We start from the raw sequence: 23,725 nt of genomic DNA on the forward strand, positions 1-23,725 counted from the left end.
AAAGGTCGCCACTCAGGCGCCTTTGTCGTTATCAAAAATAGCCAGTTCATCCCAGATTGCATCAATACGCGCGCATACCTCAACATCTTTCTTGATTGGGCGCCCCCATTCACGCTGGGTTTCGCCCGGCCATTTATTGGTGGCGTCCAGTCCCATTTTAGAGCCTAGCCCGGAAACCGGGGAGGCAAAATCCAGATAGTCTATCGGCGTGTTATCCACCAGCACCGTATCACGGGACGGATCCATACGCGTAGTGATCGCCCAGATGACATCGTTCCAGTCGCGTGCATTGACGTCGTCATCACACACAATAACAAACTTGGTGTACATGAACTGACGCAGGAACGACCAAACCCCCATCATGACTCGCTTGGCATGTCCGGCATACTGTTTTTTAATCGTCACTACCGCGAGTCGGTATGAACACCCTTCCGGCGGGAGATAGAAATCAATAATCTCCGGAAATTGCTTTTGCAGGATGGGTACCAGCACTTCATTAAGCGCCACACCCAGCACCGCAGGCTCATCCGGCGGGCGGCCAGTGTAGGTGGAATGGTAAATCGCATCCTGCCGCTGGGTGACGTGGGTTACGGTGAATACCGGGAAGCTATCCACTTCGTTGTAGTACCCCGTATGGTCGCCATACGGGCCTTCCGGTGCCATTTCACCAGGCTCAATGTAACCTTCCAGCACAATTTCTGCACCTGCAGGAACTTCAAGATCGTTGGAGATACATTTCACGACCTCGGTTTTGGTCCCGCGCAGCAGCCCGGCAAAAGCATATTCGGAAAGCGTATCCGGCACCGGCGTCACCGCCCCAAGAATGGTTGCGGGATCTGCGCCAAGCGCGACGGAGACAGGGAAGCGCTCACCCGGGTGAGCCTCACACCATTCCTGGAAGTCCAGCGCACCGCCGCGATGAGACAACCAGCGCATAATCAGCTTGTTTTTGCCGATCAGCTGCTGGCGGTAAATCCCCAGATTCTGGCGCTCTTTATGCGGACCACGGGTGACCGTTAACCCCCAGGTAATCAGCGGGGCGACGTCTTCCGGCCAGCAGCGCATGATCGGAATGCGATTAAGATCGACCTCATCCCCTTCCCAAACCTGCTCCTGGCAAGGTGCATTACGCAGACGTTTAGTCGGCATATTCAGAACTTGTTTGAACTGCGGCAGCTTATCAAACAGGTCGCGGAAGCCTTTTGGCGGCTCCGGTTCTTTAAGGAAAGCCAGCAGTTTCCCGACTTCACGCAGGGCAGTAACGTCCTCCTGCCCCATGCCCATTGCTACGCGTTTCGGCGTTCCAAACAGGTTACATAGCACCGGCATGGTGTAGCCTTTCGGGTTTTCAAACAGCAAAGCCGGGCCACCGGCTCGCAGCGTGCGGTCGGCAATTTCGGTCATTTCCAGATTCGGATCGACAGGCAATGCGATACGTTTGAGTTCGCCCTGCTGCTCAAGCAGCGCAAGAAATTCGCGTAGGTCGTGGTATTTCATGCAATTTATCGTGACGTCGGATTTGGCCGTCATTATACGGACTTCACCGCCACCATGCTGTATTTTTGTTAAATTAGCGTGAAACTGGCCGCCTGCCGGCCGCCCCCGGACAGGTTATACTGAAGCTGTGTATCTCTGCGAAGGACGTTTTGTTATTCTGACGCGCTGAAGCGGGCGAAAAGAGAAATTATGCAATCCTGGTATCTTCTTTACTGTAAACGTGGTCAATTACTGCGCGCCAAAGAGCATCTTGAGCGCCAGGAAGTTAATTGTCTTACACCAATGATCACGCTGGAAAAAATGGTGCGTGGTAAAAGAGCTGCGGTCAGCGAGCCTCTGTTCCCTAATTACCTGTTTGTCGAGTTCGATCCAGAATCCATCCATACCACCACGGTGAATTCCACCCGTGGCGTCAGCCATTTTGTTCGCTTCGGCGCGCAGCCGGCAACGGTTCCGGAAACAGTGATTCATGAACTGATGCACTATCAAATAGAGAATATCCTCGACCCAGAAACGCCGTATCCCGGCGATAGCGTGGTGATTACCGAAGGGGCCTTCAAGGGATTAGAAGCCATCTTCGCTGAACCAGACGGTGAAGCTCGCTCAATGTTGCTGCTGAATTTACTGAATAAGCAGGTGCAGCAAAGCATCAGGAATACCGACTTCCGCAAGGTTTAATGCAAAGAGGCCAGCAAATGCTGGCCTCTTTCTTCCTGAATCGCAACTAGCGCTGCATCTGCTCATCGTGAAGCCATTGGGCAACACGTTTTGAGAAATACGTCAGCACGCCATCCGCGCCAGCACGCTTAAAGCACATCAAAGATTCCATAATGGCCGGTTTTTCGGCCAGCCAGCCGTTCTGAATCGCAGCCATATGCATGGCATATTCACCGGATACCTGGTAGGCAAATGTTGGCACCCCAAAGGTGTCTTTCACGCGGCGCACAACGTCGAGATAAGGCATCCCAGGTTTCACCATCACCATGTCGGCCCCTTCCTGCAGATCTTGCGCCACTTCCTGCAAAGCTTCGTCGCTGTTAGCCGGATCCATCTGGTAAGTCTTCTTATTGCCGCCCTTCAGGTTACCGGAAGAGCCAATGGCATCCCGGAACGGGCCGTAGTAGCAGGAAGCATATTTTGCGGCATAGGACATGATCTGGGTATTCACGAAGCCATCAGCTTCTAACCGGTCCCGGATAGCGCCAATACGTCCATCCATCATATCGCTAGGCGCGACAATTTCGGCCCCGGCTTCAGCATGGGAAAGGGCCTGACGAACCAGAATCTCGCGAGTGACGTCGTTGATCACATAGCCATCAGCGTCAATGACACCGTCCTGCCCGTGAGTGGTGTAAGGGTCCAGGGCAACGTCAGTCAGCAACCCAAGCTCAGGCACAGCATCTTTCAGCGCACGCACAGCGCGCTGTACCAGGCCATTTGGGTTATAGGCTTCTTCCGCATGCAGCGATTTCCCGTCGCTTTCAATGACCGGGAACAAAGAGAGCACAGGGACGCCCAGCTTCGCGACCACCTCTGCTTCTTTCAGCAGTTGATCGATAGTCATACGATAAACCCCCGGCATAGACGGCACTTCCTGCTGCTGGTTGTGGCCTTCCATGACAAACACAGGGTAAATAAGGTCGTTTACCGTCAGCTGGTTTTCAGCCACAAGACGACGGCTGAAGTCATGACGACGTACGCGGCGCATACGACGCCCGGGAAACGTACCGGGAAATGCATAGCTCATTTAACTTTCTCCTGATTAAAACCCAGTCGGAATAACCGACGAGCATTGTCATCTGTTACCTGCGCAAGCCAGGCCGGGTCTTCACCGCGCCATTCGGCGACCTTATTCAGGATATGGGGCAGATAACAGGGTTCGTTGCGGCGGGATGCAGGTTTTGGTTGTAGATCCCGGGGCAACAAATAGGGCGCATCGGTTTCCAGCAGCAGTTGCTGAGCGGGGATAACCGGAAGTAACTCTCTTAATGCCAGGCCGCGGCGCTCGTCGCAAACCCAGCCGGTAATGCCGATAAACAGTCCGCGAAGCAGGCAATCGCGGGCTTCCTCTTCAGTTCCGGTAAAGCAGTGCAGCACCACGCCGGGCAGTTGATCCAACCAGGGGTCAAGTAGCGCAAGAAAACGTTCATGTGCATCCCGGCAGTGTAAAAATACCGGCATCATCAGCTCCGCGGCCAGCGCCAACTGCGCGGTGAAAGCGCGTTCCTGCTCTGCAGGAGTAGAAAAGTTACGGTTAAAATCCAGACCGCATTCGCCGATAGCGACGACCTGCGGGGCCGCCGCTAAACGGCGGATGGCACCCGCAGTTTCGTCATTCCACTGGCTGGCATCATGGGGATGCACTCCGGCGGTGGACCAGCAGTTTTCATGCTGCTGCGCCAGGCGTAACGCTTGTTCACTTTCATGGAGGTTGGTACCGGTCAACATCATGCCACTCAGGCCAGCCTGCCATGCGCGAGCGACCACATCCTCGTGATCTTTTGCGAATTGAGAACTGGTTAAATTCACGCCAATATCAAACATCTCTCCCTCCAAACGACAACCGCCCCTGAGGGCGGTTATTTCATTACTGCTCTTTTTCCGAGCGCGTCTCTTCAGATTCAGGCTCATCATCTTCATCGCCATTACGCCCTTTTCCGACGTAGAAGCGGGAGAAGAAGACACCAACCTCAAACAGGCAGTACATTGGCACCGCCAGAAGGGTTTGCGAGAAAACATCCGGCGGCGTTAACAGCATGCCGACAACAAAAGCCCCAACCAGAATATAAGGGCGCTTCTGTTTCAATGATTCCGGTGTTGTCACCCCCATCCAGCACAGCAGGATAATGGCGACGGGCACCTCAAACGCTACGCCAAAGGCCATGAACAGCGACATCACAAAGTCGAGATATTTCGTGATGTCCGTCGAGACGACCACCCCTATTGGCGCAGTTTTTGTCAGGAAACCAAAGGCAAGCGGGAAGACCACAAAATACGCAAAGGCAATGCCGATATAAAAAAGCAGCGTGCTGGAGAACAGCAGCGGCATCACCAGCTTACGCTCATGCTTGTACAATGCAGGGGCAACAAAAGCCCAGATCTGGTACAGAATGACCGGCGCGGCCAGGAACACCGAAACGTAAATGGTTAATTTTATCGGGGTAAAGAACGGTGACGCGACATCGGTCGCAATCATCGTTGAGCCCAACGGCATATGTTTTATCAGCGGGGCGGAAACCACCTGATAGATGTCATTGGCGAAATAGACCAGCGCCAGGAAAATCACCAGCACGGCGATCATGCTGTTCAGCAGGCGCTTACGCAGCTCGATCAGATGGCTAATGAGCGGTTGGGTATCTTCAACAGCCATAGTTACGATTTTTCACCTGGAAGTTGCGTTGGGGTGACAACGGGTGCAGCCTCGGGCAAAGGCTTCAACTGAGGCTCGACAGCAGATTCGACGACGTTTTCGACCGCCAAGGGTGCCGGTGTCACCGTCTCTGAAGGTACGGCATCAGGCGCAGCCGCCTGATGTGCCGCATTGGCTGGCGTGGCACCGTCATGACTTAGCTGTTCATCCTTAACCAACGGGTTATGGATGGTATTCGCTTCGTCGCTGTTCTTTTCAGGATCGTGCTGGGTATAGGAACGCTTCATCGACTCAGCGGCCTGGCGCAGTTCGTCCATTGACGCCTTCAGTTCAGGCGTCAAATTATCCATACTGGCTTTCTCGACCTTTTTCAGGCTGTCCTGCAGTTCCTGCAGCTTCAGTTCCTGAGCGAGTTCGTTCTGCACCGTGGTAGCCAGAGAACGCAGCGCGCGCACCCAGCCAACAACTGTTTTTACCGCCACCGGCAAGCGCTGCGGACCCAGAACAATCAGGCCAATCACAAACACCAGCAGCAGTTCGCCAAAACCAATGTCGAACACGGTTTATACCTGCTCTTTATCGTTGCTTTTCGCTTCGTCTTTTTTCACGTCGCTCGGTTTTTCAGAGAGGGATTTCGCTGTGAAATCAGCATCCTTCTCACCATTTTCTTTCTCTTTGCCGTCGTCGTCGCTCATGGCTTTCTTAAAGCCCTTAATAGACGCGCCAAGATCTGAACCTAAAGAGCCCAGCTTCTTGGTGCCAAACAATAAAACAACGATAACAACAATGATTAGCAATTGTGGCCAACTGATGCCCATACCTACTCCTGAATAAAGATGTTAAGGCAATGAGAACCGCTATTATACGGCAATCACCCGTTAATTCCGATTAAAGTTCAGGCAGAGCGCCGCCAGCCAATCAGCCAGACAACGATTCCCCCCGCCATCAACCAGGCAGGCATAAAGTCCCACTCAGGTTTGTTGATCAGCAGCAGCGTCCCGCTCAATATAAGCGTGGCACCGATGCCGAACAGGTAACGCGACTGTCCCTGCCGCACGTGATGAAGTTGCAGGTCGCGCTGAATTTTATCAACGCTAAGCTGTAATTGCTTGCCCTGGCGCAAACTGTTGTACACCAGTTCCGGCAATTCCGGCATTTTTTCCACCCAAAAAGGCGCTTTTTCTTTGAAAGCACGTACCAGAGCAGGAATACCAACCTGATCTTTGATCCAGCTTTCCAGGAAAGGTTTCGCCGTTTTCCACAGATCCAGCTGCGGATAAAGCTGCCTACCGACGCCTTCGACGTATAAAAGGGTCTTCTGCAGTAAAACTAACTGCGGCTGAACTTCCATGTTGAAACGACGCGCGGTATTGAACAGGTTCAGCAGCACATGGCCAAAGGAGATCTCCGCCAGCGGCTTCTCAAAAATAGGTTCACACACGGTGCGAATCGCAAACTCGAACTCTTCGACATTCGTATCTGCCGGCACCCAGCCAGAGTCCACATGCAGCTCGGCTACCTTGCGATAATCCCGGTTGAAGAAGGCAATAAAGTTCTCTGCCAGATAGCGCTTATCGTCTTTGTTCAGCGAGCCCACGATACCGCAGTCGATACCAATGTATTGCGGATCTTCCGGGTGGTCGTAGCTCACGAAAATGTTGCCCGGATGCATGTCCGCATGGAAGAAGCTGTCGCGGAAGACCTGCGTAAAGAAGACCTGCACGCCACGTTCGGCAAGCAGCTTCATGTTGGTGCCCTGAGCTTCGAGCGCAACGGTGTCAGAGACCGGAACCCCGTAAATCCGCTCCATCACCATCATGTTCTCGGTGCAGTAGTCCGAATAAACCTCCGGCACATACAGCATCGGGCTATTTTCGAAGTTACGCCGCAGTTGGATGGCGTTCGCCGCTTCACGCAGCAGGTTTAACTCATCGATCAGCGTTTTTTCGTATTCACGCACCACTTCCAGCGGGCGGAGACGACGGCCATCCGGCAGCAAACGCGGCACCCAACGGGCGAGACGATAGATAAGCTTCATATCGGCTTTGATCACCGGCAGGATATCAGGCCGAATGACCTTAATCACGACCTCTTTGCCGCTCTCTTTCAGGCGTGCGGTATGCACCTGAGCAATGGAGGCAGAGGCCAGAGGCTTGATGTCAAAATCGTCGAACCAACTTTCAACGGGAATGCCGCCCATCGCCAGTTCAATCTGTTTCTTCGCCAACGCACCGTCAAAAGGCGCAACTCTGTCCTGCAACATAGCCAGTTGGTCAGCAATGATCGGTGGGAACAGATCGCGACGGGTAGAAAGCATCTGACCAAACTTGATCCAAACGGGACCGAGCTCCTGCAGCGCAAGGCGTAGACGTTCTCCCAAAGGCTTATCACGGTGACGATTCGGCATCCAGAACAGGCAACGCCGCCACAAACGTAACGGCAGCGTAATGCGCATTTTGGGAATCAGTTCATCAAGGCCATAGCTCAGAAAGGTACGGACAATGAAATAAAGGCGGCGAATTTCTCCTGGCGTCATTTGCCCTCCAGCTTATCCAGCCGTTTGCTGAGTGCGTCCGCCGAGCGTGCCAGCGCTTCGGTTTCCTCTGCAAACCAGGCCACTTCAAGTGAGCCAGGCGCAACGCGCCACTCTTCGGTGAGCGCTTCTCCCAGATACTGCTGATTGCGGATCAATCCTTTTTTCAGCAGCTTTCCGCCATGACGCACAAACTTACTGATACCTTCAGAGGCAATATCGCCTATATACGGAGCCAGCAGTTCCGCAGGATCAAACTCCGCGAGATCCATCAGCGATGCCAGATTTTGTACAACCTGAATGTCACCTGCCACGTCAAGTTCACCGCTGCGAATCAGAGCGGTAAGTTGCTGGCGATCGCGCAGTTTCGACAGCACGCCGATATGGGTTGTGACGCTACAATCCGCCTCACTTTCCCACTGGCTCAGTACGTCCAGCTGTTGTTCACTGAACACCAGCACCAGCGGCGCTGAAAATTCTTTCAGGCTAACGCGCAACGTCTTGCCCTGCAGGCGTTGGCGCGCGGATTTCAGGCTACGATCGCGCCAGAGGAAAGTGTTCAGCACACCTTCGATTCCGGCAGTCATCAGCGACATAAATGGCATCGCGGCTCCCTGTTAGAATTTATAGCCACGGTGCAGGGCGACAATCCCACCGGTCATATTGTAATAGGTGGTGTTTTCAAACCCGGCTTCTTCCATCATGCCTTTCAGCGTTTCCTGATCCGGGTGCATGCGAATGGATTCTGCCAGGTAGCGATAGCTTTCGCCGTCCTGAGCGACCATTTCACCGATGCGCGGCAGAATGTGGAACGAATACGCGTCGTAGGCTTTGTTCAGCGGCTCGAAAGCTGGTTTGGAGAACTCAAGCACCAGCAGGCGGCCACCGGGTTTGAGAACGCGGAACATAGAGCGCAATGCAGCGTCTTTATCCGTGACGTTACGCAGGCCAAAGGAGATGGTGATGCAGTCAAAGGTGTTGTCCGGGAATGGCAGCGCTTCGGCGTTAGCCTGCACGTATCTGACGTTCCCCACAATGCCGATATTGCGTAGCTTTTCACGCCCCATTTTCAGCATCGAATCGTTAATATCGGCCAATACGACTTCACCGGTCTCACCAACCAGGCGAGAAAATTTCGCCGTCAGATCGCCCGTACCGCCCGCAAGATCCAGCACGCGCTGGCCACGACGTACGCCACTGCAGTCTATCGTGTAGCGTTTCCACAACCTGTGGATACCAAAAGACATCAGGTCGTTCATTACGTCGTATTTCGCCGCAACAGAGTGGAACACGTTCGCCACCATATCGACCTTTTGCTCTTTAGCTACGGTACGGAAGCCAAAGTGCGTTGTTTCCTGGGATCCGGACTCCTGGGATTCATCAACCATCTCAATGCCTGCTTAATAAAGAAAATGTTCGGGAAGTGTAACAGAATGGGCGTGAAAGCCCTATGATTCAACCGTGCTACTCAGCCTCAGTTTAACGCTCTTCACCCGTGCGCGATGAAGACAAAGTATCGAATTCAGCCTCAGGTTCTTCGCCCGCATGGCCCAGTCGAGCCGAATCATCCTCATCTTCCTGACGAGCGCGCTCGACCAGATCTGGATTCATCTCACGTTTGACTTCTACGCCAAGTCCGCGAAACGCATCTGCCTGAACCAGGATATTCCCACGGCCGGATGAAAGTTTTTTCATCGCCTGCCGGTAGTTATCCTGCGCCTTATCGAGACTTTGCCCAATCGCAGACATATCATCCACGAACAGGCGCATTTTATCGTACAGGCGCCCCGCCCTGTCGGCGATTTGCTGGGCATTACGGCTTTGATGTTCATAGCGCCACAGATTGGCAATAGTGCGCAGCGCCACCAGCAGCGTCGTCGGGCTCACCAGCATAATGTTATTTTTCAGCGCTTCGCTAATCAGTTCAGGCTGCCTGTCGATAGCCAGCAGGAAAGCGGGCTCAACGGGAATAAACATCAACACATAGTCCAGCGAACGTAGCCCCGGTAGCTGTTGGTAATCTTTGCGCCCCAGCAGGCGAATATGGCTGCGGATAGCGGCGATGTGCTCATTCAGCGCACTTTCACGCGTGAGTTCATCTTCACCATTGAAGTAACGCTCATAGGCCACCAGCGTCATTTTTGCATCAATAACAACGTCTTTGCCCTGAGGCAGGCGGACGATAACATCCGGCTGCATACGACTGTTGTTTTCAAGCTGGATGTTCACCTGAGTCTGGTATTCATGCCCTTCACGCAGGCCAGAAGCTTCCAATACCCTAGTTAACACCACTTCCCCCCAGTTACCCTGGGTTTTGTTGTCGCCCTTCAGTGCTTTGGTGAGATTGAGCGCCTCTTGCGCCATTTGTGCATTGAGCTGCTGAAGGTTACGGATTTCGTGCGTCAACGTATGCCGTTCGCGTGCTTCCTGGCCAAAACTCTCCTGGACCTGGCGTCGGAAGCCATCGAGCTGTTCTCGAAGTGGGGAAAGCAACACGTTAAGGCTTTGGCGGTTCTGCTCTTCAACCTTACGCCCGCTTTGCTCAAAAATACGGTGGGCAAGATTCTCAAACTGCTCGTTCAGGCGCTGCTCGCTGTTAAGCATTTGGCGATGCTTGTCTTCAGCATTGAGCCGGGTTTGCTCGAGCAACGTGGTCAGCTCACGAATATCTGCTTCCTGCCCGCTGTTAATTTCCATTTGAGCACGGACCTCACGGTTAAGCTGGTCGCACTCATCTCGCCAGTGCTGGTTTTGCTGAAGCTCCTGCCGCGCGGCTGTAAGCTCACCGTAGATTTCACGCTGTTCTTCATGCAAAGCCGCCAACCGCTGCGCCGCACGCAGACTGGCGACAAGCCAGCCGGTCAGCAAGCCCACCAACCCGATGCCCAGCCCAAACAACAGTGAAATATCCATGCTTCCCCCAAAACGATACCAACATCGGCAAAATAAAATTCTGCTGTATAAATGTCCAGATGAAAAGGGATTTTCCGGAAGGGAGCGCGCAAAGCATAAAAAAAGCCGGCGAGCGCCGGCCTTATGATCGGAAAAGCAAAACTACAGCAGGCGACGCGCCGCCTCGACCACGATTTTCACCGCGTGACTTTCCGTTTTCTTCATGGTTTCCGCGTTAGGGATCTCTTGCTGAGTACGGTTCACGATGACCCCGGCAACCATACCCGCACGCAGACCCTGGCTGGAGCACATGGTCAGCAGCGTGGCGGATTCCATTTCATAGTTCATCACGCCCATTTCCTGCCACTCTTTCATTGAGCCTTTGAAGCGGCTAACTACGCGGCCGGAGAGCGTGTCGTAACGCTCCTGACCAGGGTAGAAGGTGTCGGAGGATGCCGTCACGCCGATGTGCGTCGTTGCGCCCACGGCTTTTGCCGCTTCAACCAGCGCGGTAGTACATGCGAAGTCTGCCACAGCCGGGTATTCCATTGGCGCGAAGTGCAGGCTGGCACCATCCAGGCGAACAGATGCGGTGGTCACGAGCACATCGCCGACGTTGATGTTCGGCTGAATCGCCCCGGTAGTCCCGACGCGCAGGAAAGTGCGAATGCCAAGCTGTGCCAGTTCTTCAACGGCAATAGAGGTAGATGGGCCGCCGATACCGGTAGAACAGATGATAACCGGCTTGCCGTCGAGTTCAGCACGCCAGGAAGTGAATTCACGGTGGGAAGCCAGCTTAACCGGCTTGTCCATCAGCGCGGCGATTTTTTCCACACGCTCAGGATCGCCAGGGACGATGGCAAGCGTAGCCCCTTGCAGGTCATTTTTAGTGAGGCCGAGATGGAAAACATCAGACTTGGACATAACAGACTCCTCTGTTGAGTAGGTTTCAGGAGAAGCAAAGCGACACTTTACAGAACCCCTGAGCATAATTTCGTGATGACGCTCACTTTGGATGAAACAAATTACATTATTTGTATATTCATATGCGATCAGCATCACAATTAAGCGTCAATCGGGCTATTTTTTGAACTTTGACGGCGTTTTTTGCCCGCCAGATTTGCTACTAATCCTGGCTATAGTTATCACACTGCGCTAATGCTGGTTCGGAGAAAACCATGAAACAAAAGCAAACAACACATAACACACCGGGCGAAGGTTTCGCACCGGCGGCATCCCCCATCGCCCCCACCGCTTTGCTAACGCCGGACGACACTATTCTTTCTGGGGAAACGTCAATTCCAAGCCAGGGCGACAATATGCCGGCTTACCACGCCAGGCCCAAAAATGCCGATGGCCCGCTGCCGGTTGTGATTGTCATTCAGGAGATTTTTGGCGTACACGAACATATCCGCGATCTCTGCCGTCGACTGGCGCTTGAAGGCTATCTGGCCATCGCCCCGGAGCTTTATTTTCGCCAGGGAGAACCGGGAGATTTTGCCGATATCCCCACGTTGTTAAGCAGCCTGGTCTCAAAAGTGCCGGATAACCAGGTGCTGGGCGACCTTGATCATGTGGCCAGTTGGGCTTCACGCAACGGCGGCGATGCGCATCGCCTGATGGTCACCGGTTTTTGCTGGGGCGGGCGAATTGCCTGGCTTTATGCGGCGCACAATCCACAGCTGAAAGCGGCCGTCGCCTGGTACGGCAAGCTGACGGGTGAGAAAACGTTGAACTCTCATCACCACCCGGTAGATATCGCCGTCAATCTTAATGCGCCAGTGCTAGGCCTTTATGGTGGTCAGGATACCGGGATTTCTCAGGAAAGCGTTGAGACCATGCGCCAGGCACTAAGAGCGGCCAATGCCAGGGCGGAAATTATTGTCTACCCGGAAGCCGGACACGCTTTTAACGCTGACTACCGCCCGAGCTACCATGAAGCGTCGGCCAAAGATGGCTGGGAAAGGATGCTGGCGTGGTTTAAACGGTACGGAGTAAGGAAGTAAAGCCGGTCGGTTACCCCGGACTGCATAACATAACGGGCCGTCCGTCACGGCCCGTTATATCCTGACATCTAAAAATCGTATTCGTTAATCACATCTAGAATACTTTTTTCATTATGGTAGCGAGTTCTCAAAGCACCCTGCTGCGATTTTGCTTTACCACAGATAACATTAACCTGTTTTTCAATATCCTTTTGCTGCTCTTTTGGCAAGCTAGAATCCCATTCACCAGATAAATGCTGGCAGTCATCTGCATTTATTAGAAACTCAGTAACGTCTTTTGGATATTTATCCGCAGCCTGAGCGCAGGAAACCAAAAAGAATAGCGCACAGAAAATTAGGCTTTTATTCATTTTATCGACCATCCGTTGACCAATGAGGTTTATCGTTAGCACCGCCGTGATACTTTATCACATCAAAGCTTTTCCCTACTTCATGTAATTGAGTATTCATGCCATCACGGGGCATTGTTTTGATAATAACAGTCTCACCTTTATTATCTTTAATTTCCAGGTTACCCATCCACGACAGCGTCATATCAATAGCATTGCCTTCCGTATGTCGGCTCCTTAACGCCGGAGCAACGTTGAGATTGGACATGCCATAAGCCCGGACCATCGCTTTTGCCGCATTAATGCTTTTATTTCTGTCAGCCTTTCCGTTCGCACCATTATGCACCCATTCAATTTCCACACCCGATTTTTCAGGAATATTGGCAGGTTCAACCATGCCTCGTGCCAGCTTCCAGGACCAGTGCATTAAATATGCCCTTTCCGGCGGACGTAACGTCGCCGAAATAGTTACCCTGACGCCAGCATCTTCAAGGCTTTTTAGAAAATTATTTACATTTGCCCGGAATATTGGACTCAGGGTTTGCGTGTCACTACTTCCCTGGAATCGACTAACCCAGCTTTCACCGCTTAGCTGCTTCATAAGTATCCTTTTATTTCACAAAAAAAGACAAACTGCGCAGTAAGCTTCTCAAGAAAAAATTCAGCATGACAAGGTGAATGTTGGATAAATACGACTTTCAGAAAAGAGTAAGGGCATTATTCCTGGCATTAGCATGCATTAGCGAACAGGGAGATGAGGGCGTGATTTTAACTGTGTGAAAAACGGAGGCTCTCACCTCCGTTTTAGTATTAAGCCTCGCGCAGATTCTGGGCCGCTTGCACCATGTTTGCCAGCGCCGCACGGGTTTCTGGCCAGCCACGGGTTTTCAGGCCGCAGTCCGGGTTAACCCACAGGCGCTCTGCCGGAACAGATTCCGCCGCTTTCTTGAGCAGGGCTTCAATCCATTGCACATCCGGAACGTTTGGAGAGTGGATGTCGTACACGCCCGGCCCGATTTCATTCGGGTATTCGAACTCTTTAAACGCCTCCAGCAGATCCATATCGGAACGGGAAGTTTCGATGGTGATCACGTCCGCATCCAGCGCCGCAATGGAGTCCATGATGTCGTTGAACTCGCAGTAGCACATGTGGGTATGGATTTGGGTGTCATCTCGCACCACGGCGGCGTTCAGACGGAAGGCCTCCACGCCCCACTCCAGATAAGCCTGCCAGTCGGACTGGCGCAGCGGCAAACCTTCACGCAGGGCGGGTTCATCAATCTGGATGATACCGATACCTGCGGCTTCCAGATCCGCTACTTCGTCACGCAGGGCCAGCGCAATCTGCTTCGCGATAGTCTCCCGGGAAACATCTTCACGCGGGAAGGACCAGCAAAGAATCGTCACCGGACCGGTCAGCATGCCTTTAACCGGTTTGTCGGTCAGGGACTGCGCGTATTTGGCCCACTCAACGGTGATCGGCTCCGGACGGCTGATATCACCGATAACAATCGGAGGTTTCACGCAGCGGGAACCGTAGCTCTGCACCCAGCCGTTCTGAGTAAAGACGAAGCCATCCAGATGTTCGCCGAAATACTCAACCATGTCGTTACGCTCAGCTTCGCCATGCACCAACACGTCAAGGCCCAGACGTTCCTGCTCAACAATCGCCTGCTTAATGTGTTCGGCGATACCGGTGCGATAGTTGCTCGCGTCCAGCTTGCCTTTTTTGAAGTCCAGGCGCAGGCCGCGAATTTCAGTTGTCTGCGGGAAGGAGCCAATGGTCGTTGTTGGCCAGGCCGGCAGGTTGAAGCGTTCACGCTGGGCTGCTGCACGGGCAGTGTAAGCATTCTGGCGCTGGCTGTCCTGGGCGGTAATTTTAGCCAGACGCTCGCTGACAGCGGCATTGTGTACACGTTTGGACTGACGACGAGCCTGAATCGGGGCGCTCCATTCAGCAATTTTGACGGTATTCCCACTGTTTAATGCTTCAGTCAGTAAGGACAGCTCAGCACACTTCTGCAGGGCAAAAGCAAACCAGCTTTTAACTTCGGCATCCAGGCGAGTTTCTACGCTCAGGTCAATTGGGCTGTGCAGCAGGGAGCAGGAAGATGCCACCCACAGCTCACGTTTACCCACCAGGTCTTTTAACTGAGCATATTTCTCCGTCAGATCGGCACGCCAGACGTTACGGCCGTTGATAACACCCGCCGACAACAACCAGTTTGCAGGCAGTTTCTTATGGATGTCATTCACGTCATCTTTGCCATGTACAAAATCAACGTGCAGACCCTGCACCGGCAGCGCGGTGATGGTGTTCAGGTTTGGCCCCACGCCTTCGAAGTAGGTGGTAAGCAGCAGCTTCACCCGGCCGGTCAGCGCGTCGTAAGCCGGTTTGAAGGCATCCAGCCATGCTTTTGGCAGCTCCAGCACCAGCGCAGGCTCATCGATTTGTACCCACTCAACGCCACGCTTCGCCAATTCGGCCAGCACCTGCTGGTAGACCGGCAAAATATCTTTCAACAGGCTCAGGCGATCAAACTGTTCGCCTTTCACTTTGCCCAGCCACAGGTAAGTCACTGGCCCAAGCAGGACAGGTTTCACCTTATGGCCCAGCGCAAGCGCCTCGTCGACTTCTTCCAGCAGCTGAGTCCAGGTCAGTTTGAACCGCTGCCCCTTAGTAAATTCCGGCACCATATAGTGGTAGTTGGTATTGAACCATTTGGTCATTTCTGCGGCAGCAGCAGGCTCGCCGGTTGGTGCCCGGCCACGGCCGATGCGAAACAGCGTATCGATATCGACGCTGCCGTCTTTGTTCTGATGACGAGCCGGTACGTTACCGAGCAGCAGGCTGGTGGTCAGAACATGGTCGTACCATGCGAAATCGCCCACCGGCAGTAATTCGACGCCGGCTTGTTTTTGTTGGTCCCAGTGGCGGGCACGCAGTTCGCGGCCAACCGCCAGTAATTCTTCGCGGGAGGTATTCCCTGCCCAGTAGCTTTCTTGTGCTTTTTTCAACTCGCGCTTAAGGCCGACGCGAGGGAACCCCAGGGTGTGATTATGGATTGTCATGGTCTTTCCTCTATTCGGTGCGATGTATTTAGCCATCCAGATGTTTACACTTCTATAATCAGCAGGTACTGTATAATCCTCAAGCGCAATTTGTTCATGCCGAAGTGAAGGACTTTCATGATCGAGATTAAACACCTGCGGACGCTGCAAGCGTTACGACACAGCGGTTCGCTGGCCGCCGCTGCTGCCGCCCTGCATCAGACTCAGTCGGCCCTCTCTCACCAGTTCAGCGATCTGGAGCAGCGGCTCGGCTTCCGCCTGTTTATCCGTAAAAGTCAGCCACTTCGCTTTACGCCGCAGGGGGAGATTCTGCTGCAGCTGGCGGAACAAGTGTTGCCGCAGATTGGCCGCGCCCTGCAGGCCTGCAATGAGCCGCATCAAACCCGGCTGCGCATTGCGATTGAGTGCCACAGCTGCATTCAGTGGCTGACGCCTGCGCTGGAAAATTTCCGCCAGCACTGGCCGCAGGTGGAGATGGACTTTAAATCCGGCGTTACGTTTGATCCGCAGCCTGCGCTGCAGCAGGGCGAGCTGGATATCGTTCTGACATCGGATATTTTGCCGCGCAGCGGGCTACATTATTCGCCGATGTTTGATTTTGAAGTGCGCCTGGTGATGGCGACCGACCACCCATTGGCGAAGAAAGAGAGCATTGAGCCTGAAGATTTAACGCTTGAAACGCTGCTTATTTACCCGGTACAGCGTGAGCGTATGGATATCTGGCGTCATTTCCTGCAGCCAGCAGGGGTTAGCCCGTCGCTGAAAAACGTCGATAACACGCTGCTGCTGATTCAGATGGTATCGGCGCGGATGGGGATTGCCGCCCTGCCGCATTGGGTGGTGGAAAGCTTTGAGCACCAGGGCCTGATTGTGACCAGAACCCTGGGTGAAGGTTTATGGAGCCGCCTCTACGCCGCGGTACGTGACGGCGAACAGCGCCAGCCGGTGACCGAGGCGTTTATTCGCTCGACGCGCCAGCACGCCTGCGATCATTTACCGTTTGTGAAGAACGCGGAGCGACCCATCGGCGATGTACCCACAGCGAGGCCATTATCACCGTTCCCCCAATAATAAAGCTCGGCCAGTGGGGCTGCTCCTGCCAGATGGCAAGATTCACCAGCAGCCCGGCCGGGACGTGCACGTTGTTCATGATGCCGAGCGTGCCGGCGTCCACCTGAGTTGCGCCGTAGTTCCACATAAAATAACCCAACCCGGAAGCGACAACGCCAAGCCAGACCAAAATCCCCCACTGTAGCGTCGTGGTGGGGAGTTTTTGCGGATTGCCAAGCGCAAACCAGGCAACAACGGCGACAATAAACGCCCCCAGATAGAACCACGAAAACGCGCAGTGCTGCGGCATCGGGTGCGTTTCCATCAGGCGCTTGTAGCCCACCATGCCGATAGCGAAGCAGATGTTCGCCCCTTGCACCAGCAGCAGGCCGATCCAGAAGTGATCGCTGACTTTATCGTAACGAATAATCGCCGCGCCAATCACCGCCAGCCCCGCACTCAGCGCATAGCCCCAGCGCAGTTTATTGCCGCTCAGCAGGTCGTAAATCAGCGTGACGTACAGCGGCGTCATTACCGTGAAAAGCAGGAATTCGGATACCGTGAGATAGAGGTAAGCGCGGAAGCTGAAGAGGTACATCACGCCAAGCTGTAGCGCGCCCACCAGCATGTACAGCAGCAGGGTTTTGAGCGGGTAACCTTTAAAACGCAGGAACGGCAGAAACACCAGCGCCGCCAGGCCAACGCGCATCAGCACCGAGAAATAGCTGTCCACATGCCCGGCGAGGTACTCCCCAATCAGGCTAAACGAGAAGGCCCACAGAATCGTGGTAATGATGAGTAATGGCACAATGAGCAATCCACAACGAACAAGATTGCGCCATTGTACTGAGAGGAGGCTACATCGGCTTAACTATTTAGTTGACGAGTGGACATTTATTAACCACTCGTCATTTGCCGATCACTCAGTCTTGAGGAACAGCTTACGCAGATAATGCGGCACGGCGTTGTCGCCGTTGGTGCCAATCACTTCCAGCTCCGGCAACAGATCTTTCAGGCGCTGGTGAGCGTTGCCCATGATGCAGCCCTTACCGGCCATGCTCAGCATCTCGGCGTCGTTCATGCCGTCGCCAAAGGCAATGCAATCCTTCAGGCCGTAACCCATCGCTTTCGAGACCGCTTCCAGCGCGTGCCCTTTGGAAACACCGCCCGCCATCACTTCCAGGCAGGTCAGCGTCGAGAAGCTGACGTTCACGCGGTCACCCCAGCGGGCGTTGATCGCCTGTTCCAGCGGCAGCAGCGTGTCGTGATCGTCGCAGGTAAAGAATACTTTGCTGACGCCGTCGGCTTCCAGCAGGCCCGGTTCAAACAGGGTGTAGCTGAATTTTGCTTCCTGGAAATACTTCATCTCTTCCGGGCGGTGGCGGTTCATAAACCACTCGTCGCCTTTGTAGACGTTGGTCACGATGTCCGGGTTGTTATGCACCACGCCAAACAAGTCCTGAGCGATGTCGTGGTCGAGATCGTGAGAGAAGAACAAGTTGCCGTCGGTATCGTGCACGCGAGCGCCGTTCGAGGTGATCATGTACGCCTTGATCTCAAGATTGTCGCGAATTTGCGCCACATCGATATGGTGACGGCCGGTGGCAAAAACAAAGTTAACGCCTTCAGCGGTGAGCAGTTTTAACGTTTCTTTCGCATAAGCGGAGAGGAAATGATCGGGAGACAGCAAGGTGCCATCTAAATCTGAAGCAACGACGTGGTACATAGGGATATTCAGCCTCTGGAGAGATATTTTCAATTAGTTATGCCGGTCGAAAAACTCAAGCACGGCAGACAATGCTCTGGCTCGCATAGCGTCCTTCTCAAACAGGATCTCGTGATACGCGCCTTCAATGACGTAAGGTGTTTCCCCCTCACAAGGGTGGCCCGCCGCGGCCATAATTTCGCAGAATTGCTGGTGCGCGCGGTTATCGACCACTCGCTCCTCTTCCGCCTGGAGTAAAAAGATCGGCGTGGTGATGGCAGTGGCTCCTGCTAACACCTTTTCTCCGGCGAGGATCCCTTCTCGTACCCAATGGAACGTTGGCCCGCCTACCCGCAATGCTGGCTCATCAGCATAAAAACGCAGGCTGCGGCGGTACCGCTCTTCGCTGTGGGTCAGGACGTTAACGCTAAACGGCAGCGCGCGCCAGCGGCCCGTCCCAATGGCGTATCCTTCCCGAATACGTGGATGCCCTTCGGCCCAGTCAAGAATATGACGCACCATCCATTCCGGCCAGCGCAGGATAATACCAAACATCGGGGCGCAGAGCGCGACCGCATCAAAAGCGCCCGGGGCTTGCTGTAACCATAACGCGGCAATGGCGCCGCCCATCGAATGGGCCAACAGGTAGCGTTTACGCCAGTGCCCTGACGCCACTTCCTGCTGGTAAAAATGGTCAAAATCTTCGACATAGTCACTAAAGTTGACGACGTGGCCACGGTGGGTGTCCGACAGCATGCGTCCTGAACGCCCCTGCCCGCGGTGGTCGATGATCAACACATCAAACCCGCTGTGGAACAGGTCATACGCCAGCTCAGCATATTTCACGTAGCTTTCTATTCTACCTGGGCAGACCACAATCACGCGATCGTGCTGCGGTGAACAGAAGCGAACGTAGCGAACCGGCACGTCGTCCACGCCGGTAAATTCGCGCTCTTCCCGCTTGCGCCAGAAGTCCGTCAGTGGGCCCGTGGCAAAAGCAGCAAATGCGCCTTCGCGTTCTAACCATCCATTTTTATGCTGAGACATAGGGGTCGGCATCAGGTATCTGTGGTTTTTTTATGGCCCGTGGCACGCTTATCAACAATAGCGTATTGTGGCATAAAAGCGCGCGTTCAGGGAGTTTCGCATGACCTTCGAGTGGTGGTTTACCTATCTGCTAACCACAATAATTCTTAGCCTTTCCCCCGGCTCCGGCGCCATCAATACCATGACTACCGCTATCAGCCACGGCTATCGCGGTGCGGCAGCGTCAATTACCGGACTGCAAACCGGCCTGGCGCTGCATATTGTGCTGGTCGGCGTTGGGCTTGGGGCCCTGTTTTCACGCTCGCTGCTGGCCTTTGAAGTGCTGAAGTGGGCGGGCGTTGCCTATCTTATCTGGCTGGGCATCCAGCAATGGAGAGCCGCTGGTGCACTGGACTTAAACACGCTGGCCACCACGCAACCACGCAGCAAACTGTTCAAGCGAGCGGTGTTTGTTAACCTGACCAACCCGAAGAGCATCGTGTTTCTGGCCGCTCTGTTCCCGCAGTTTATCGTCCCGCATCAGCCCCAGGCGATGCAGTACGTTGTGCTCGGTGTTACCACAGTCGTCGTCGATATTATTGTGATGATTGGCTATGCGACCCTGGCCAAACGGATTGCCGCCTGGATTAAAGGGCCGCGCCAGATGAAAGCCCTGAACCGGGTCTTTGGCTCGCTGTTTATGCTGGTTGGCGCGCTGCTTGCGGGAGCGCGCCAGGCCTGATTATCGGGAGATGATCAGGTGAATACCAAACCCGGTGAACAGAGCGCCAGCCATACCGTCTATCCATTTGGCGAGGCGCTGATAGCCGCGACGCATTTTTGGTAAGGCGAACAGGCTCGCCACGATAGTGAACCAGGCGAAGGTTTCAATCGCGATCAGCACAAACAGGCCCCAGCGCTCGGCGCTACCCACGTTGTCGCCAACAAAAAGCGAGAACACGCTGCCGAAGTAGATAATCGCTTTCGGGTTAGCCAGGTTCGTCAGCAGCCCTTTCACAAAGCTCTTCCCACCGCTCGCCAGCTCGACTTTTGGCGCTTCTTCGCTTTTAACTTCTTTCTTGAATGCGCCGCGCAGCATCTGATAGCCCATCCAGCAAAGATACAGCCCGCCGCCGACCATGATGATGTTATGCAGCCAGGCCATTTTTTCGAGGATAAGATGCAGGCCTAGCAGCGCCACGCCTGCCCAAACCATGACGCCAGCGGTGATCCCCAGCACGCCCATCATCGCCTCTTTTCGAGAGCGGCTTACGGCAGTCTGGGAAACAAAGAAAAAGTCAGGCCCCGGGCTCATCAGGGCAACGATGTGCACCAGCGCCACGGTCAGAAATAGCATTAACATAGGGAATAGCTCGCGTGCAGATAATTCGAAGAGTCATTATCCTGCCACTTTTCTTCGCGGCAGGCTACTCTTCATCCACGCCGTCAACGTGGTCGCGGATAAGCGTCATAAACGGGCGGCCAAAGCGCTCAAGTTTGCGCGTCCCCACCCCGTTAATGCCCAGCATCTCGCCGGGCGACAGCGGCATCTGCTCCGCCATTTCAATCAGCGTCGCATCGTTGAATACCACATAAGGCGGGATGTTTTCTTCATCCGCGATGGATTTGCGCAGCTTTCTGAGTTTGGCGAACAGCTTGCGATCGTAATTACCGCCAAAGACTTTCTGGCTGGCGCGCGGCTTGATGGCGACAACACGGGGCACCGCCAGCATCAGCGGCTCTTCACCACGCAGGTAAGGACGTGCCGCTTCCGTGAGCTGCAGCGCTGAGTGTGCGGCGATATTTTGCGTCACCACGCCGAGGTGAATGAGCTGGCGGATCACGCTGACCCAATGCTCCGTCGTGTGCTCGCGGCCTTCACCGTAAATTTTCAGTTTGTCGTGGCCGAGATCGCGAATTCGCTGGTTGTTGGCACCCCGTAGAACCTCAACCACGTAGCCCATCCCAAAGCGCTGGCCGACGCGGTAAATGCAGGACAGCGCTTTTTGCGCGTCCACCAGGCCGTCATAGCGACGAGGCGGGTCGAGGCAGATATCACAGTTGCCGCAGGACTGCTGGCGGCCTTCGCCGAAGTAGTTCAGCAGCACGAGACGGCGGCAGGTTTGCGCTTCGGCAAACGCGCCCATGGCGTTGAGCTTATGGCGTTCGATATCCTGCAGCTGTCCCGGTGCTTTTTCTTCAAGGCATTTACGCAGCCAGGCCATATCCGCCGGATCGTAAAACAGCATCGCTTCCGCAGGCAGGCCATCGCGCCCGGCGCGGCCCGTTTCCTGATAGTAAGATTCAATGTTGCGGGGGATATCGAAGTGGGCGACAAAACGCACGTTCGGCTTGTTGATGCCCATGCCGAAAGCGACGGTCGCGACCACGATTTGCAGATCGTCACGCTGGAATTTCTCCTGCACGTCACCGCGCACCTGGTGCTCCAGGCCCGCGTGATAAGCGCCGGCGCTGATACCTTTGCTTTGCAGTCGGGCGGCAATGTCTTCCACTTTCGCCCGGCTGTTGCAGTAAATAATCCCGGACTTACCGCGCTGTTCCTGAATATAGCGGGTGAGCTGATCGAGCGGCTTAAACTTCTCCATCAGCATGTAGCGAATGTTCGGCCGATCGAAGCTGCTGATTTGGATAAACGGGTCGTGGAGCCCGAGCAGGCGCACGATATCGAGCCTGGTGGTGTCGTCCGCCGTGGCCGTTAATGCAACAAAGGGGACGGCAGGCAATCTTTCGCGAAGCTGACCAAGGGCGGCATATTCCGGGCGGAAGTCGTGCCCCCACTGCGAAATACAGTGGGCTTCGTCCACCGCCACCATCGAAAGCTGCCAGTTGCTGAGATGGTCAATAAAATTGTCCATCATCAGGCGTTCAGGCGCGATATACAGCAGACGAATTTGCCCGGTACGGCAGCCGGTCATCACCTCCAACTGCTGTTCACGGGTTTGGGTCGAGTTAAGACAGGCCGCCGCCACGCCGTTCGCCAGCAGCTGATCGACCTGGTCTTTCATCAGGGAAATCAGCGGGGAAACCACCACGGTCAGGCCGCCAAATACCAGGGCAGGAATTTGATAACACAGGGATTTACCACCGCCGGTCGGCATCACTACCAGGCAGTCACGCCCCTCCAGCACCGTGTCGATGATGGTTTCCTGACCCGGACGGAACTGTTGGTACCCAAAGGTATCCTGCAGAACCTGTCTCGCCAGCGACGCCTGATTGATTACTTCCGCCTGTGCCACGCTATCCCCACTACCTAAAATTCAGGCGCCATTTTCAGCGCCTGGAAGAGAAACTGCAATGCTTTAGAAAAGATCGTTTAGCATAACGCCTACGCCAACCCTTGTCTGGTTAAAGTTGTAATCGATGAGCGATTCACCGTAGCCGCTATAGACCTGGGTATAGAAGCGAACGTTTTTCGAGATCGGGTAACTCACGCCAAATTCTGCCCCACCGTAGCCACTATTCCAGTTGTATTGCCCCTTCACGCTGAAAATCGCATCGCCCAGCGCATAGCCCAGCTTAAGCTGGTAGTAACCCATGTATTTGGTGATGTCCGGGTTGTCCTCTACGCTCCCCACCACGTACCAGGGTTTGACTTCCACCTGCCAGTCGCCGTGTTGTGCCATCAGGCGGGTGTACAGGCGGTTCCAGCCGCGCGAGGTTGGGTCAGAACGACCGTTTGAATCGTGGTTATAGCCAAACTCGACGTCCCGCAATGTCCAGCCCGCAAACGTTGCCTCCGTTGCGAAACCGAGGAATAGCTGAGGCTCATAGTTGGTTTCACGAAACGGGGAGGATTCATTGCGGTTGGAAAGCTGCCACCAGGATTTCTGGGTATAGGAGGCGGCCAGCACTGAATTATCCCCCAGAATTCCGCGCCAAAGCGGGAAGGCCAGGCTGAGCTGGAACTTCACCTCATCTTTGCGCGCATTGCTGGCCCAGTCATAAGAGCTGATTGCCTCTTTGTTCATATCGCTGGTCCAGGTGTACAGCAGGTAATTCGTGTCGTACGGGTACAACGTGAAAGGGTTCTCGTGTTCCTGCAGCAGATTGGCAATGATGCTGCCTCGCACCGCGGGCTTGTCGTGAATCTTATCGATGGTGGTTTCTTGTGCGAAGGCGGTCAAGGGCAGCATCGCGGCTACTCCCCACCCCAAAGGTTTCAGCATTAGTCCCGTTCTCCATAACAAAAAGTGTCTAAATATTTATCGCCAAACATTTTACAGC

General features: G+C 54.3%; 24 protein-coding genes. 4 read left to right on the top strand and 20 right to left on the bottom strand.

From position 1 onward, the window contains the following. Nucleotides 1-12: 12 nt before the first annotated feature. Complete coding sequence (gene ubiD, locus ACREYP_RS21270) at nucleotides 13-1,506, bottom strand: 4-hydroxy-3-polyprenylbenzoate decarboxylase (RefSeq protein WP_085938888.1); 1,494 nt, start codon at nucleotides 1,504-1,506, stop codon at nucleotides 13-15. 180 nt (nucleotides 1,507-1,686) lie between these two features. Here ubiD and rfaH point away from each other — a divergent pair, with 180 nt between their 5' ends. Further along, nucleotides 1,687-2,175, top strand: a complete 489-nt coding sequence (rfaH, locus tag ACREYP_RS21275; RefSeq protein ID WP_008455452.1) for a transcription/translation regulatory transformer protein RfaH — start codon at nucleotides 1,687-1,689, stop codon at nucleotides 2,173-2,175. A gap of 46 nt (nucleotides 2,176-2,221) precedes the next feature. Here the strand turns inward: rfaH and hemB are convergent, their stop codons facing one another. The 10 genes from hemB to udp all read right to left on the bottom strand — a co-directional run bounded on the left by hemB (nucleotide 2,222) and on the right by udp (nucleotide 11,216). Continuing rightward, complete coding sequence (gene hemB / locus ACREYP_RS21280) at nucleotides 2,222-3,244, bottom strand: porphobilinogen synthase (protein WP_336819555.1); 1,023 nt, start codon at nucleotides 3,242-3,244, stop codon at nucleotides 2,222-2,224. Beyond that, nucleotides 3,241-4,041, bottom strand: coding sequence for a 3'-5' ssDNA/RNA exonuclease TatD (tatD, locus tag ACREYP_RS21285; RefSeq protein ID WP_336709206.1), 801 nt, complete (start codon nucleotides 4,039-4,041; stop codon nucleotides 3,241-3,243). Before tatD ends, hemB begins: the two co-directional genes overlap by 4 nt. A 43-nt stretch (nucleotides 4,042-4,084) precedes the next feature. Further along, on the bottom strand, nucleotides 4,085-4,867 hold the full coding sequence (gene tatC, locus ACREYP_RS21290) for a Sec-independent protein translocase subunit TatC (protein ID WP_008455457.1): 783 nt from the start codon (nucleotides 4,865-4,867) through the stop codon (nucleotides 4,085-4,087). A 2-nt stretch (nucleotides 4,868-4,869) separates the two neighbouring features. Further along, the gene (tatB, locus tag ACREYP_RS21295; RefSeq protein WP_336819554.1) at nucleotides 4,870-5,427 is read right to left on the bottom strand and encodes a Sec-independent protein translocase protein TatB; all 558 of its coding nucleotides are present in this window, start codon (nucleotides 5,425-5,427) and stop codon (nucleotides 4,870-4,872) included. A 3-nt stretch (nucleotides 5,428-5,430) separates the two neighbouring features. Beyond that, nucleotides 5,431-5,685 (bottom strand): twin-arginine translocase TatA/TatE family subunit, encoded by a 255-nt coding sequence (tatA, locus tag ACREYP_RS21300; protein ID WP_008455463.1) that lies wholly within the window; start codon nucleotides 5,683-5,685, stop codon nucleotides 5,431-5,433. Between the two features lie 77 nt (nucleotides 5,686-5,762). Beyond that, the gene (gene ubiB, locus ACREYP_RS21305) at nucleotides 5,763-7,403 is read right to left on the bottom strand and encodes a ubiquinone biosynthesis regulatory protein kinase UbiB (protein WP_008455465.1); all 1,641 of its coding nucleotides are present in this window, start codon (nucleotides 7,401-7,403) and stop codon (nucleotides 5,763-5,765) included. Then, a complete protein-coding gene (gene ubiJ, locus ACREYP_RS21310; protein WP_336819553.1) occupies nucleotides 7,400-8,005 on the bottom strand; it encodes a ubiquinone biosynthesis protein UbiJ in 606 nt (201 codons plus the stop codon). Before ubiJ ends, ubiB begins: the two co-directional genes overlap by 4 nt. A gap of 12 nt (nucleotides 8,006-8,017) precedes the next feature. Continuing rightward, nucleotides 8,018-8,788: a bifunctional demethylmenaquinone methyltransferase/2-methoxy-6-polyprenyl-1,4-benzoquinol methylase UbiE gene (gene ubiE, locus ACREYP_RS21315; RefSeq protein WP_008455469.1), complete on the bottom strand. Its 771-nt coding sequence runs from the start codon at nucleotides 8,786-8,788 to the stop codon at nucleotides 8,018-8,020. Between the two features lie 91 nt (nucleotides 8,789-8,879). Then, a complete protein-coding gene (rmuC, locus tag ACREYP_RS21320) occupies nucleotides 8,880-10,313 on the bottom strand; it encodes a DNA recombination protein RmuC (RefSeq protein ID WP_166879489.1) in 1,434 nt (477 codons plus the stop codon). A 141-nt stretch (nucleotides 10,314-10,454) separates the two neighbouring features. Then, on the bottom strand, nucleotides 10,455-11,216 hold the full coding sequence (gene udp, locus ACREYP_RS21325) for a uridine phosphorylase (protein ID WP_008455474.1): 762 nt from the start codon (nucleotides 11,214-11,216) through the stop codon (nucleotides 10,455-10,457). A gap of 254 nt (nucleotides 11,217-11,470) precedes the next feature. Between udp and ACREYP_RS21330 the strand changes: the two genes are divergently transcribed. Continuing rightward, nucleotides 11,471-12,298: a dienelactone hydrolase family protein gene (locus ACREYP_RS21330; RefSeq protein WP_336819552.1), complete on the top strand. Its 828-nt coding sequence runs from the start codon at nucleotides 11,471-11,473 to the stop codon at nucleotides 12,296-12,298. 68 nt (nucleotides 12,299-12,366) lie between these two features. Here ACREYP_RS21330 and ACREYP_RS21335 read toward each other — a convergent pair whose 3' ends face one another. The 3 genes from ACREYP_RS21335 to metE all read right to left on the bottom strand — a co-directional run bounded on the left by ACREYP_RS21335 (nucleotide 12,367) and on the right by metE (nucleotide 15,699). Then, nucleotides 12,367-12,648, bottom strand: a complete 282-nt coding sequence (locus ACREYP_RS21335; protein ID WP_250153703.1) for a hypothetical protein — start codon at nucleotides 12,646-12,648, stop codon at nucleotides 12,367-12,369. Between the two features lies 1 nt (nucleotide 12,649). After that, on the bottom strand, nucleotides 12,650-13,228 hold the full coding sequence (locus ACREYP_RS21340; protein ID WP_336819550.1) for a peptidoglycan-binding domain-containing protein: 579 nt from the start codon (nucleotides 13,226-13,228) through the stop codon (nucleotides 12,650-12,652). Nucleotides 13,229-13,437: 209 nt separating this feature from the next. Continuing rightward, on the bottom strand, nucleotides 13,438-15,699 hold the full coding sequence (metE, locus tag ACREYP_RS21345) for a 5-methyltetrahydropteroyltriglutamate--homocysteine S-methyltransferase (protein WP_336819549.1): 2,262 nt from the start codon (nucleotides 15,697-15,699) through the stop codon (nucleotides 13,438-13,440). A gap of 117 nt (nucleotides 15,700-15,816) precedes the next feature. Here metE and metR point away from each other — a divergent pair, with 117 nt between their 5' ends. Continuing rightward, a complete protein-coding gene (gene metR / locus ACREYP_RS21350) occupies nucleotides 15,817-16,770 on the top strand; it encodes an HTH-type transcriptional regulator MetR (protein WP_008455485.1) in 954 nt (317 codons plus the stop codon). On the opposite strand, the gene ACREYP_RS21355 is transcribed toward metR, so the two are convergent. The 3 genes from ACREYP_RS21355 to pldB form a co-directional block, all read right to left on the bottom strand. Continuing rightward, nucleotides 16,658-17,557, bottom strand: coding sequence for a carboxylate/amino acid/amine transporter (locus tag ACREYP_RS21355; protein WP_336819548.1), 900 nt, complete (start codon nucleotides 17,555-17,557; stop codon nucleotides 16,658-16,660). The two genes, metR and ACREYP_RS21355, sit on opposite strands and share 113 nt — an antisense overlap. 111 nt (nucleotides 17,558-17,668) lie before the next feature. Beyond that, nucleotides 17,669-18,475 carry a sugar/pyridoxal phosphate phosphatase YigL gene (yigL, locus tag ACREYP_RS21360; protein ID WP_008455489.1) on the bottom strand — a complete coding sequence of 269 codons (807 nt, stop codon included), beginning with the start codon at nucleotides 18,473-18,475 and terminating at the stop codon, nucleotides 17,669-17,671. A gap of 33 nt (nucleotides 18,476-18,508) precedes the next feature. Then, nucleotides 18,509-19,501, bottom strand: a complete 993-nt coding sequence (pldB, locus tag ACREYP_RS21365) for a lysophospholipase L2 (protein WP_166995885.1) — start codon at nucleotides 19,499-19,501, stop codon at nucleotides 18,509-18,511. 100 nt (nucleotides 19,502-19,601) lie between these two features. On the opposite strand from pldB, the gene rhtB reads away from it, so the two are divergent. Continuing rightward, nucleotides 19,602-20,222, top strand: a complete 621-nt coding sequence (gene rhtB, locus ACREYP_RS21370; protein WP_008455495.1) for a homoserine/homoserine lactone efflux protein — start codon at nucleotides 19,602-19,604, stop codon at nucleotides 20,220-20,222. Here rhtB and rhtC read toward each other — a convergent pair whose 3' ends face one another. The 3 genes from rhtC to pldA form a co-directional block, all read right to left on the bottom strand. Next, on the bottom strand, nucleotides 20,223-20,843 hold the full coding sequence (gene rhtC / locus ACREYP_RS21375) for a threonine export protein RhtC (protein WP_166879511.1): 621 nt from the start codon (nucleotides 20,841-20,843) through the stop codon (nucleotides 20,223-20,225). A 64-nt stretch (nucleotides 20,844-20,907) separates the two neighbouring features. Beyond that, nucleotides 20,908-22,737 (bottom strand): ATP-dependent DNA helicase RecQ, encoded by a 1,830-nt coding sequence (gene recQ / locus ACREYP_RS21380; RefSeq protein WP_336819547.1) that lies wholly within the window; start codon nucleotides 22,735-22,737, stop codon nucleotides 20,908-20,910. Nucleotides 22,738-22,800: 63 nt separating this feature from the next. Beyond that, nucleotides 22,801-23,667, bottom strand: a complete 867-nt coding sequence (gene pldA, locus ACREYP_RS21385) for a phospholipase A (protein WP_336819546.1) — start codon at nucleotides 23,665-23,667, stop codon at nucleotides 22,801-22,803. Between the last annotated feature and the right edge of the window lie 58 nt (nucleotides 23,668-23,725).

Source organism: Enterobacter sp. TMH.L2, assembly GCF_050847315.1.
In the GTDB taxonomy this organism is placed as follows: Bacteria; Pseudomonadota; Gammaproteobacteria; order Enterobacterales; family Enterobacteriaceae; genus Cedecea.

What these genes read in the sequence shown, in the direction of transcription:
- rfaH (WP_008455452.1), top strand. Translation starts at nt 1,687, where the DNA reads ATGCAATCCTGGTATCTTCTTTACTGTAAACGTGGTCAATTACTGCGC.
- hemB (WP_336819555.1), bottom strand. Translation starts at nt 3,244, where the DNA reads ATGAGCTATGCATTTCCCGGTACGTTTCCCGGGCGTCGTATGCGCCGC.
- tatD (WP_336709206.1), bottom strand. Translation starts at nt 4,041, where the DNA reads ATGTTTGATATTGGCGTGAATTTAACCAGTTCTCAATTCGCAAAAGAT.
- tatC (WP_008455457.1), bottom strand. Translation starts at nt 4,867, where the DNA reads ATGGCTGTTGAAGATACCCAACCGCTCATTAGCCATCTGATCGAGCTG.
- tatA (WP_008455463.1), bottom strand. Translation starts at nt 5,685, where the DNA reads ATGGGCATCAGTTGGCCACAATTGCTAATCATTGTTGTTATCGTTGTT.
- ubiB (WP_008455465.1), bottom strand. Translation starts at nt 7,403, where the DNA reads ATGACGCCAGGAGAAATTCGCCGCCTTTATTTCATTGTCCGTACCTTT.
- ubiJ (WP_336819553.1), bottom strand. Translation starts at nt 8,005, where the DNA reads ATGCCATTTATGTCGCTGATGACTGCCGGAATCGAAGGTGTGCTGAAC.
- ubiE (WP_008455469.1), bottom strand. Translation starts at nt 8,788, where the DNA reads ATGGTTGATGAATCCCAGGAGTCCGGATCCCAGGAAACAACGCACTTT.
- rmuC (WP_166879489.1), bottom strand. Translation starts at nt 10,313, where the DNA reads ATGGATATTTCACTGTTGTTTGGGCTGGGCATCGGGTTGGTGGGCTTG.
- udp (WP_008455474.1), bottom strand. Translation starts at nt 11,216, where the DNA reads ATGTCCAAGTCTGATGTTTTCCATCTCGGCCTCACTAAAAATGACCTG.
- ACREYP_RS21330 (WP_336819552.1), top strand. Translation starts at nt 11,471, where the DNA reads ATGAAACAAAAGCAAACAACACATAACACACCGGGCGAAGGTTTCGCA.
- ACREYP_RS21335 (WP_250153703.1), bottom strand. Translation starts at nt 12,648, where the DNA reads ATGAATAAAAGCCTAATTTTCTGTGCGCTATTCTTTTTGGTTTCCTGC.
- ACREYP_RS21340 (WP_336819550.1), bottom strand. Translation starts at nt 13,228, where the DNA reads ATGAAGCAGCTAAGCGGTGAAAGCTGGGTTAGTCGATTCCAGGGAAGT.
- metE (WP_336819549.1), bottom strand. Translation starts at nt 15,699, where the DNA reads ATGACAATCCATAATCACACCCTGGGGTTCCCTCGCGTCGGCCTTAAG.
- metR (WP_008455485.1), top strand. Translation starts at nt 15,817, where the DNA reads ATGATCGAGATTAAACACCTGCGGACGCTGCAAGCGTTACGACACAGC.
- yigL (WP_008455489.1), bottom strand. Translation starts at nt 18,475, where the DNA reads ATGTACCACGTCGTTGCTTCAGATTTAGATGGCACCTTGCTGTCTCCC.
- pldB (WP_166995885.1), bottom strand. Translation starts at nt 19,501, where the DNA reads ATGTCTCAGCATAAAAATGGATGGTTAGAACGCGAAGGCGCATTTGCT.
- rhtB (WP_008455495.1), top strand. Translation starts at nt 19,602, where the DNA reads ATGACCTTCGAGTGGTGGTTTACCTATCTGCTAACCACAATAATTCTT.
- rhtC (WP_166879511.1), bottom strand. Translation starts at nt 20,843, where the DNA reads ATGTTAATGCTATTTCTGACCGTGGCGCTGGTGCACATCGTTGCCCTG.
- pldA (WP_336819546.1), bottom strand. Translation starts at nt 23,667, where the DNA reads ATGCTGAAACCTTTGGGGTGGGGAGTAGCCGCGATGCTGCCCTTGACC.